Source organism: Dietzia sp. DQ11-38-2, assembly GCF_014145055.1.
Classification (GTDB): domain Bacteria; phylum Actinomycetota; class Actinomycetes; order Mycobacteriales; family Mycobacteriaceae; genus Dietzia.
In genome coordinates, this window is sequence record NZ_JAALDW010000504.1 from 3,690 (window position 1) to 13,949 (window position 10,260).

A 10,260-nucleotide genomic window follows, 5' to 3' on the forward strand; every position below is an offset into this window, starting at 1 on the left:
GGAGCCTGGCTCACTGGAGCCAGGATCGCTGGAACCCGGTTCGTTGGAGCCGCTGTCCGCGGGTTCGGAGGAGGGATCTCTCGAGCCGGGATCCGTCCAGGCCGGTTCGCTCGTGGCGGTGACCGTGCTCCTCGCGCTCGGTTCGGAGGGGGGCGAGGGGTCGCTCGATCCGGCCTCGCTCGCGCCGCTGTCCGCGGGGTCCGATGAGGGTTCGCTCGAGGGCTCGCTGGAGCCGGGGTCGCTCGATCCCGCCTCACTGGCGCCGCTGTCGGTGGGCTCCGAGGCCGGGTCGCTGGAGGGCTCCCTCGAGGGGTCGTTGGAACCCGGGTCGCTGGAGCCCGGCTCGCTCGACGAAGGCTCGGTGGAGGGTTCTCTCCCGACGGGTTCATTGGAACCGGGTTCCGTCGAGGGGTCGCTCGCCCCGGTCGGTTCCCTGACCGCATCCCTGGCCCCGTTGGGTTCGACGGTCGGTTCCGCGGTCGGGTCACTGCCGATCCTGCTGCCGGTGGTCCTCGTCGGTGGTTCGATCGCCGCCGCCCCGATGATCGGGCAGTCGGTCATGGACCTCGGGCTGGTCCTGCCACCACTGCCCGGGATGCCCATGGCGCCGCCCGCCCCGGTCGCCGTTCCCGAGGCGCCGCCGGCCCCCGGGCCGACAACCCCCAACGGTCGCGGGGGAGAACCGGGTGCCGCGGGGGGCGTCGCGGTGGCCGCGAACGCGGCGATCGTCACCACGGGATCGCTCGGAGACTACGAGGTGGTGCTGCCGGACGGTGTCACCCTGCCTCCGCTGCCCTTCATCCGGTGACCTGACACGCGATCGGCGAACCGAGGCGCGTTCCGCCCCGCTCCGAGTGGACCACTCGGAGCGGGGCGGTCGCCGTTTCGGCGCCGGTTGCACGTGCGACCTGAGAGAAATCTCACAGGGTGGAATCCGTGTCCCACGTCAGTCGGCGTTGATTGACGAAACCGAATTGTGCGGCTAACCCCTTTTCCCCATATTATTTGCGGGCCAGAGCACCACGGTGATCTGAGTGCGGGTGCTCCAGCCACCACGGAGTCCGCCCGTCGACAAACGAAGGCGAGCAGATTATGACGACTCCCGGCCCCAAAGGCTTGTACCGCCCTGAATATGAACACGATTCCTGTGGTGTCGCGTTCGTCGTGGACATGTACGGACGCCAGTCCCGGGACATCGTCGAGAAGGCGATCGCCGCGCTCGTGAACCTCGAACACCGGGGTGCGGTGGGAGCCGAGGCCAACACCGGTGACGGCACGGGCCTGATGATCCAGGTGCCGGACCGGTTCTTCCGCGAGGTGATGCGGGCGGAGCAGAACCTGGAGCTGCCCGAGGCCGGTGCGTACGCGACCGGCCTGTGTTTCCTCCCCCAGTCCCGGATGCTCGCGATGGACGCCATGCGGTTGGTGGAGCGGATCGCCGCGGAGCAGGGGGTCACCGTCATCGGATGGCGCGAGGTCCCGGTGGACGACTCGACGGTCGGGGCGATCTCCCGCGACGCGCAGCCCACCATCCACCAGATCTTCGTCAAGGCCGCGGGTGCCGACGGGGCCCTGCTCACCGAGCTCGCGCTGGAGCGCAAGTGCTTCGTGGTCCGCAAGCGGTGCGAGCACGAACTCGGATCCAAGGGGCCCGGCAAGGGCGACCTGGGCTCCGAGACCGTGTACTTCCCGTCCCTGAGCCCCCGCACGTTCGTCTACAAGGGAATGCTGACGGAGAAGCAGCTCCCGGACTTCTACCTCGATCTTCAGGACGAGCGCGTCGAGTCCGCCCTGGGAATCGTGCACTCCCGGTTCTCCACCAACACCTTCCCGGCCTGGCCGCTCGCGCACCCGTTCCGCTACGTCGCACACAACGGAGAGATCAACACCGCTCGCGGCAACGAGAACTGGATGCGGGCCCGGGAGTCGCTCATGTCGAGCGAGCACATCGAGGACCTGTCGGCAGCGCTGCCCGTCTGCACCCCGGGTGGGTCCGACACCGCGCGGTTCGACGAGGCACTCGAGTTGCTGACGCTGGCCGGCCGCACTCTCCCGCACGCCGTGATGATGATGGTCCCCGAGGCCTGGGAGCGTCACGAGACCATGGATCCGGCCAAGCGGGCGTTCTACGAGTACCACGCCTCGCTCATGGAGGCCTGGGACGGTCCGGCGTCGATCACCTTCACCGACGGCACCGTCATCGGAGCGGTCCTCGACCGCAACGGGCTTCGCCCCTCCCGGATCTGGGTCACCGACGACGGCCTCGTCGTCATGGCCTCGGAGGTCGGCGTCCTGGACATCCCGCAGGACAAGGTCGTCACCAAGACCCGCCTGCGCCCCGGTCGCATGTTCCTGGTCGACACCGCCGCGGGGCGGATCATCGACGACCAGGAGATCAAGGCGCAGCTGGCCGCGGAACACCCGTACCAGCAGTGGCTCGACGACGGCATGATCCGCCTCGGCGACCTCCCCCAGGTCAACCAGGAGATCATGAGCCACGAACGCGTGGTGCTGCGGCAGCGGGTCTTCGGCTACACCGAGGAGGAACTGCGCATCCTGGTGTCCCCGATGGCCCGGGTCGGGGCCGAGGCGACCGGGTCGATGGGCACCGACACCCCGCTGCCGGTGCTCTCGCAGCGGGCCCGCATGCTGTTCGACTACTTCGCCCAGCGGTTCGCCCAGGTCACCAACCCGCCGCTCGACGCCATCCGCGAGGAGCTCGTCACCAGCTACGGGGTGACGCTCGGGCCCGAGGGCGACCTCATCAACCCCGGTCCGGACTCGTGCCGCCAGATCAGGCTCGACAACCCGATCCTGGGCAACGCCGAGCTCGCCTCACTGCTGGCGGCGGGGGACACCCACCCGGGGTTGCGTGCGGTGACCGTGCGCGGGCTCTACAACGTCGCGCACGGCGGCCGGGGCCTGCGGATCGCGCTGGAGCGCATCCGCCGCGAGGTCTCGGAGGCGATCGACGACGGGGCCGCGATCATCGTGCTCTCGGACCGCGAGTCCGACGAGCGCAACGCCCCCATCCCGTCGCTGCTGTTGACCTCCGCGGTGCACCACCACCTGGTCCGGGAGAAGACCCGCACGAGAGTCGGCCTGGTGGTGGAGTCGGGTGACGCCCGCGAGGTGCACCACATGGCGGTGCTGTTCGGCTACGGCGCCAACGCCATCAACCCGTACATGGCCTTCGAGTCGATCGACGAGCTCGTCAAGACGGGCGACCTCACCGGTATCGACACGGTCGAGGCCTGCGCCAACTACCGCAAGGCGGCCGCCAAGGGCGTGCTCAAGGTGATGTCCAAGATGGGTATCTCCACGCTCGCCTCCTACACGGGCGCCCAGCTGTTCGACATCACCGGACTGTCGCAGGAGCTGTGTGACGAGTACTTCACCGGCTCGATCAGCCCGATCGACGGGATCGGCCTCGACGAGATCGCCGAGGACGTGGCCCGTCGGCACCGCTTCGCGTTCCTGCCGCGTCCCGAGGAGGCGGCCCACCGCGAGCTCGAGATCGGCGGCGAGTACCAGTGGCGGCGCGAGGGCGAGTACCACCTGTTCAACCCGGACACGGTGTTCAAGCTCCAGCACTCCACGCGCTCCGGCCGGTACGAGATCTTCAAGGAGTACACCGCGCTCGTCGACGATCAGTCGGAGCGTCTGGCCACCCTGCGCGGCCTGTTCGAGCTCAGGAGCGACCGCTCGCCGGTGCCCATCGACGAGGTCGAGCCGGTGTCGGAGATCGTCAAGCGGTTCTCCACCGGCGCGATGAGCTACGGTTCCATCTCCGCGGAGGCGCACGAGACCCTCGCGATCGCGATGAACCGCCTGCACGCCCGGTCCAACTCGGGAGAGGGCGGCGAGTCGATCGCGAGGTTCACCCCCGACCCCAACGGGGACTGGCGCCGGTCCGCCATCAAGCAGGTCGCCTCCGGCCGGTTCGGCGTGACCAGCAACTACCTGGCCAACTGCACCGATATCCAGATCAAGATGGCCCAGGGTGCCAAGCCGGGCGAGGGCGGACAGCTCCCGCCGGGCAAGGTCTATCCCTGGGTGGCCGAGGTCCGTGGGTCCACGCCGGGCGTCGGGTTGATCTCGCCGCCGCCGCACCACGACATCTACTCGATCGAGGACCTGGCGCAGCTCATCTACGACCTGAAGAACGCCAATCCCGAGGCGCGGATCCACGTCAAGCTCGTCGCCGAGCAGGGCGTGGGGACCGTCGCGACGGGCGTGTCCAAGACCCACGCCGACGTGGTGCTGATCTCCGGCCACGACGGTGGCACGGGCGCCTCGCCGCTGACCTCGCTCAAGCATGCGGGTGGGCCGTGGGAGCTGGGGCTCGCAGAGACCCAGCAGACGCTGTTGGTCAACGGGCTACGCGACCGGATCGTCGTGCAGGTGGACGGGCAGCTCAAGACGGGCCGCGACGTGATCGTCGCCGCGCTGCTCGGTGGCGAGGAGTTCGGTTTCGCCACCGCCCCGCTCGTCGTGGCCGGATGCGTCATGATGCGCGTCTGCCACCTCGACACCTGCCCTGTGGGTGTGGCCACCCAGAACCCGGTGCTGCGTGAGCGGTTCAACGGCAAGGCCGAGTACGTGGTGAACTTCATGGAGTTCGTCGCGCAGGAGGTCCGCGAGTACCTGGCCGAGCTGGGTTTCCGATCCCTCGACGAGGCGATCGGACGCTCCGAGTGCCTGGACAAGTCCCGGGCGTTCGCGCACAACAAGCGGGCCGCGAAGCTGGACCTCGAGCCGGTCTTCGCCCAGGCGGACTCCCCCTTCATGCACCAGGACCTGCGCTGCACCAAGCAGCAGGACCACAAGTTGGAGGGTGTGCTCGACCGCACGCTCATCGAGGACTTCCGGTCGGTGATCGCCGACCCGTCGAGCGGTCCGTCCACCGGTCGATACCCGATCTGCAACGTCAACCGCTCCGTCGGCACCATGCTCAGTCACGAGATCTCCAAGGCGTACGGTGCGGCCGGCCTGCCCGAGGGGACGATCGACCTGACCTTCACCGGTTCGGCGGGCAACTCCTTCGGGGCGTTCCTCGCCGCGGGCGTGACCCAGCGGGTGTTCGGTGACGCCAACGACTACGTGGGCAAGGGGTTGTCCGGGGGACGGATCGTGGTCCGGCCCGCCCTGGACGCGGCTCCGGACTTCGTGGCGGAGAACAACATCATCGCCGGAAACGTGATCTGCTACGGGGCGACCAGAGGCGAGATCTTCCTGCGGGGAATCGTGGGCGAGCGCTTCTGCGTCCGGAACTCGGGTGTCACCGCGGTGGTCGAGGGCGTGGGTGACCACGCCTGCGAGTACATGACGGGCGGTCAGGTGGTGGTGCTCGGGTCGACCGGTCGCAACGTGGCGGCCGGGATGTCGGGCGGTGTCGCGTACTTCTACGACCCAGACGGGCAGCTGCCCGCGAACCTCAACGACGAACTCGTCGAGATCGAGCAGCTGCTGACAGAGGACGTCGAGTTCCTGCACCGCATCGTCGAGCAGCACGCCGCCGAGACCGACTCGGCCCGCGCCCGGGAGATCCTGTCCGGGTGGGCGCAGAACGTGAATCACTTCGCCAAGGTCATGCCGCGCGACTACAAGCGCGTGCTGCTCGCCATCGAGCAGGCGGAGAAGGACGGACGCAACGTGGACGAGGCGATCATGGAGGCCGCAAATGGCTGACCCCAAGGGCTTTCTCAAGCACACCGAACGCGAGCTCCCCGCGCGCCGCCCGGTGGACCTGCGAATCATGGACTGGAAGGAGGTCTACGAGTCGACGACCCTCCCGGAAGACGACCTGAAGACCCAGGCCAGTCGCTGCATGAGCTGCGGCATCCCGTTCTGCCACCAGGGGTGCCCGCTCGGCAACATCATCCCGGAGTGGAACGACCTCGTGCACCGGGGACGGTGGGACGCGGCCGTGGACCGTCTGCACGCGACCAACAACTTCCCCGAGTTCACGGGTCGACTCTGTCCGGCCCCGTGCGAGGGTTCGTGCGTCCTGGGGATCAACCAGCCACCGGTGACGATCAAGCAGGTCGAGGTGGAGATCGCCGAGAAGGCGTGGGAAGACGGCGACATGGAGCCGGTGATCCCCTCCTTCCGTACCGGACAGTCGGTGGCGATCGTAGGGTCCGGGCCCGCAGGGCTGGCGGCCGCACAGCAGCTCACCCGCGCCGGGCACTCGGTCACGGTCTTCGAGCGCGATGACCGCATCGGTGGTCTCATGCGCTACGGGATCCCCGAGTTCAAGATGGAGAAGAAGATCATCGACCGTCGCCTCGCCCAGATGGAGGCGGAGGGCACGGTCTTCCGCCCCGGCGTCAACGTGGGCAAGGACATCACCGCCTCGCAGCTGCGCGCGGAGTTCGACGCGGTCGTCCTCTGCGGCGGCGCGACCATGCGCCGGGACCTCCCGGTCCCGGGACGGGAGCTCGACGGGATCCACCAGGCGATGGACTACCTGCCGCTGGCCAACAAGGCCGCCGTCGGTGATCCGGTCGTGGACTCCGACGGTCTGCCCGAGATCCACGCGCGGGACAAGCATGTGATCATCATCGGCGGTGGCGACACCGGCGCCGACTGCCTCGGAACAGCCACCCGCCAGGGCGCGAAGTCGGTCAAGAGCTTCGAGATCATGCCCAGGCCTCCCGCGACCCGTGCCGCCTCGACCCCCTGGCCCGTCTATCCGCTGATGTTCCGGACGGCGTCGGCGCACGAGGAGAACGGCGAGCGGATCTACAGTGTCTCGACCGCCGAGTTCCTCGGTGAGGGCGGCCATGTGACCGCGCTCAAGGGGTCCGAGGTGAAGATGGTCGACGGGCGTTTCGAGGCGGTGCCCGGCACCGACTTCGAGTACCCGGCGGATCTCGTCCTGCTGGCGATGGGGTTCACGGGGGCGCAGAAGTCGGGGCTGTGCTCCGACCTCGGGGTGGATTTCAGCGACCGGGGGAATGTGGACCGGGACGAGAAGTACGCGACCAACGTCGACGGGGTGTTCGTCGCAGGCGACATGGGGCGCGGCCAATCGCTGATCGTGTGGGCGATCGCCGAGGGGCGCGCCGCGGCGGCCTCGGTCGACCGCTTCCTGATGGGGGAGACCGCGCTGCCGTCGCCCGTGCGACCCACGGACGTCGCACAGCGCTGACCAGGGGACGCGCGGTCGTGGCCGCACCGCGGGGTATCGTTTCGCCTTAATAGAACCTAAGATGTGAGGCACCTCGCTTCAGGCCGCCCCGGCCGTCGTCACGGAAGGCATACATGGTCCGCCGTCGCCCTGCCGCCGTGTCCGGTGCCGTGTTCATCCCTCTGGTCGTCGCCTTTCTCGCGGCGCTGTGCCTGTCGCTCGCCATGGCCGGCGGTCCTGTGGCCTCCGCACAGGGGACCGGCTCCGGCGCGCGGGTCGAGGTGACGGATCTGCCCGTCCTCAGCGAACTCCCGCCCCTCCCGGTGGAAGGGGACTCACCGGAGACGGAGGACGAGTCGGACTCGTCCCCCCTGGGGATCTCCGGCGTTCAGACCGTGGCACTGGGTCTGGCCGCCGCGGTGCTCGTCGCCGGCGGGATGGGCCTGGCCGTGGTGACGCGGCGCGGCCGGGTGGTGCTGCCGGAGGAGCAGGCCCCGCCCACCGGTCCTGCCCCGTGAGGGCGGGGCCGATAGGCTCGGCGGTATGAGCCGCCATATCGCAGGACGGGGACGGACCCCGCGGGTGACGCCGCGGGTCGGTCCACCAGTGCACGACGTCGAGTGTGATCTGAGCAGCAAGCTGACCCTGGGCCAGTTCCTCAAACTGGCGTCCCTGCTCGACTCCGGAGCGGAGGCCAAGGACGCTGTCGCGTCGGGCGCGGTGACCGTCAACGGACACGTCGACGAGCGTCGGGGTCGAGGGCTGGTCGACGGCGACGTGGTGGCGTACGCGGCACGAGCGGCCCGCGTGGTCGCCCGGGACGGACAGGGGAGAGCTCAGTGACCGAGATGACGTCCGGTGCCGGTCCGGCCCCGGTGGTGCTGCACGACGACGACCCGGGGGCCCGCCGCTACGCGGGGTGGTTGGCCGAGGAGTTCGAGACCCGCAGCTCCCATCACGATTCCGTGGATCCCGCCGAGCTCGTGGTGGCCGGGACGGTCGTGCTCGTGACGGGCATGCGTCCTGACGGTGGTCTGGGTGGGTCGGCGTTCATCAAGGACAACTGGGAGGCCCTGGTGGAGGCCGGTCGCCGGGTCGCCGTCGTCATGGTGGGTCCCACCCCGGTCACCGATGACGCACGGATAGACCTCATGTCCAGCGAGTTCTCCGCCGACCAGCTCCGCGACCTCAAATTGTTCCAGTTGCGCGGCGTGGTGACCCCTGACCAGCTCGGATTCCGCCAGCGCCTGGGGCTCAAGACCGCGTTGGCGGCTCTGCGACGGAAGGCGGACCGCACCCCGGAGGAGGAGTCGATGCTCGAACTGGGCGGGGTGGACCTCACGGACCGCCTGTCCCTCGGTCCGCTCCTGCGGTGGATCAGACGCGAGGCGTGAACTCTCCGGGGCGACCGACGCGGACCGTGATACCCGTTACACTGCGTGAGGACGGCCCCACGCCCGGGTGGGGTGCCTACCCGGAGGTTCCCTGACATGCGCACCACCATGCTCGCCGCGGCCTCGTCCGCCCTGATGGCGGCCGCCCTGGTCGTCGGCGCCGGATCGGCGGCGGCGGCGCCCGATGAACCGACGGGCCCGTTCTGCGTGTGGATCCAGACGCAGAACGGACTGCGCTGCATGTCGGTCGATCCGGCGACGATCGACGCGCTGGGGAGCCTGGGCTACGGTTCGTTCGGTACCGGCTCGCTGATGGATCTGCTGTCGACGCTCATCAACACCGGCTCGGTCGTCCTGTCCGTGGACGTGCCCAACTCGACCGGCTCGTACGCGCCCGGGTCCCTGGGGAGCTACGGTCCGGAGGCCTCGATCGGCGAGCTCGCCGTGGGCTCCATCGGGTCCCTCGCGGGGGCGTCCTAGTCGAGGTCGGTGTGGGTCAGCGCACCACGATCCCGTCGGAATCCGCATAGAGCATGTCGCCGGGGACGAAGTCGACCCCGCCGAAGCTCACCGTCACGTCGCGCTCCCCGGCTCCGGTCTTCGACGATTTCCGCGGATTCGTCCCGAGGGCCTTGCACCCGAAGTCCATCCCGCCGATGACCGCCGAGTCGCGGATCGCCCCGTGCACCACCACCCCGGCCCAGCCGTTGGACCGTCCGAGCTCGGCGATGAGGTCTCCGACGAGCGCGGTGTGCACGCTGGCGTCACCGTCGATCACCAGGACCCGGCCGTGTCCGGGTTCGCCCAGGACACTCTTGAGCAGTGCGTTGTCCTGGAAGCACCGGACGGTGGAGATCGGTCCGAAGAACTCGGTGCGCCCACCGAGGTCGAGGAACTGGGTGTCGCAACTGCGCACCCCCTCCCCGATCTCGTCGACGAGGTCGGCGGTGGGGACGAATCCGCTGGGGGTGTCGGTCATGGCTGGCCCTCCGGTCTGGTGTCGAGTTCCCTTCACGCTATCCCGCGACCCCGGCCCGGGGGACCTCAGCCGTGGGGGACAATGGCACCTGACGGTGTCACCGAGATCCCCCGAGACGGAGGAGGACCGATCCGTGGCCAAGTACGAGCTCCTGATCCACGCCCGCCGCGCCGTGGTCGACGGCCGCATCCAGCAGGCCGCCGTGACGGTGGACGGAGGCGTGATCTCCTCCGTGCGCACGGGGTCCGAGGCGCGTGACGTCGGGTTGGCGGGTGACCACACCGTCGATCTCGGCGACGACATCGTACTGATGCCCGGTCTGGTCGACCCTCATGTGAGCACCGAGGACGTCGCGGTGGGAACCCGGTCGGCCGCCCTCGGGGGGATCACCTCGGTGGTCGACTACGGCACGAACGGCGACCCGGCGGCCACCACCGTGGAACAGGTCGACCGCTGGCACGAGGCCGTGGCCGGGGAGTCCTTCGTCGACGTGGGATTGTGGGGTGCCGCGGTGCCCGACAACCTGGGTCGGCTCGGCGCCCTGCTGGACCGGGGGGTCTTCGGCATCTCCGCGGTGGCGGAGGGCAAGGGTGTCGCGGGGACCCCCACCCTGACCGGCCGGGACCTGGTGGCGGCGGCCGAAGAGGTCGCCGGTCACGGCGGTCTGTTCGCGGCGGATGCCGGCATCGGGGACCTACCCGCCCTGCTGGACGTCTGTCGTGGGACCGGCGGCCGCCTGCATCTCCGGGCCC

7 protein-coding genes and 2 pseudogenes are annotated in these 10,260 nt (G+C 69.4%); 8 read left to right on the forward strand and 1 reads right to left on the reverse strand.

Going from position 1 to position 10,260, the window contains the following annotated elements:
• The 7 genes and pseudogenes from G6026_RS15810 to G6026_RS15840 all read left to right on the forward strand — a co-directional run.
• Positions 1-808 (forward strand): annotated as a pseudogene (locus G6026_RS15810) (hypothetical protein); the annotation flags it as partial.
• Positions 809-1,089: 281 nt separating this feature from the next.
• Entirely contained in the window at positions 1,090-5,691 is a 4,602-nt protein-coding gene (gltB, locus tag G6026_RS15815; RefSeq protein WP_182613740.1) for a glutamate synthase large subunit, read from the forward strand.
• Entirely contained in the window at positions 5,684-7,156 is a 1,473-nt protein-coding gene (locus G6026_RS15820; RefSeq protein WP_182613736.1) for a glutamate synthase subunit beta, read from the forward strand. Before gltB ends, G6026_RS15820 begins: the two co-directional genes overlap by 8 nt.
• Positions 7,157-7,293: 137 nt before the next feature.
• Positions 7,294-7,653 carry a hypothetical protein gene (locus tag G6026_RS15825; protein WP_309230121.1) on the forward strand — a complete coding sequence of 120 codons (360 nt, stop codon included), beginning with the start codon at positions 7,294-7,296 and terminating at the stop codon, positions 7,651-7,653.
• An 88-nt stretch (positions 7,654-7,741) separates the two neighbouring features.
• A complete protein-coding gene (locus tag G6026_RS15830) occupies positions 7,742-7,978 on the forward strand; it encodes an RNA-binding S4 domain-containing protein (RefSeq protein ID WP_107755427.1) in 237 nt (78 codons plus the stop codon).
• A gap of 5 nt (positions 7,979-7,983) precedes the next feature.
• Entirely contained in the window at positions 7,984-8,529 is a 546-nt protein-coding gene (locus tag G6026_RS15835; protein WP_107757922.1) for a hypothetical protein, read from the forward strand.
• 96 nt (positions 8,530-8,625) lie between these two features.
• Complete coding sequence (locus G6026_RS15840) at positions 8,626-9,009, forward strand: hypothetical protein (protein WP_107755428.1); 384 nt, start codon at positions 8,626-8,628, stop codon at positions 9,007-9,009.
• 16 nt (positions 9,010-9,025) lie between these two features.
• Here the strand turns inward: G6026_RS15840 and rraA are convergent, their stop codons facing one another.
• Positions 9,026-9,508, reverse strand: coding sequence for a ribonuclease E activity regulator RraA (gene rraA, locus G6026_RS15845; protein WP_182613738.1), 483 nt, complete (start codon positions 9,506-9,508; stop codon positions 9,026-9,028).
• A gap of 133 nt (positions 9,509-9,641) precedes the next feature.
• Between rraA and G6026_RS15850 the strand changes: the two are divergent.
• Positions 9,642-10,260, forward strand: a pseudogene (locus G6026_RS15850) (allantoinase); the annotation flags it as partial.

Excerpts from the sequence above, each read along its gene's own strand:
- G6026_RS15820 (WP_182613736.1), top strand. The coding sequence starts at position 5,684 with ATGGCTGACCCCAAGGGCTTTCTCAAGCACACCGAACGCGAGCTCCCC.
- G6026_RS15835 (WP_107757922.1), top strand. The coding sequence starts at position 7,984 with ATGACGTCCGGTGCCGGTCCGGCCCCGGTGGTGCTGCACGACGACGAC.
- G6026_RS15840 (WP_107755428.1), top strand. The coding sequence starts at position 8,626 with ATGCGCACCACCATGCTCGCCGCGGCCTCGTCCGCCCTGATGGCGGCC.
- rraA (WP_182613738.1), bottom strand. The coding sequence starts at position 9,508 with ATGACCGACACCCCCAGCGGATTCGTCCCCACCGCCGACCTCGTCGAC.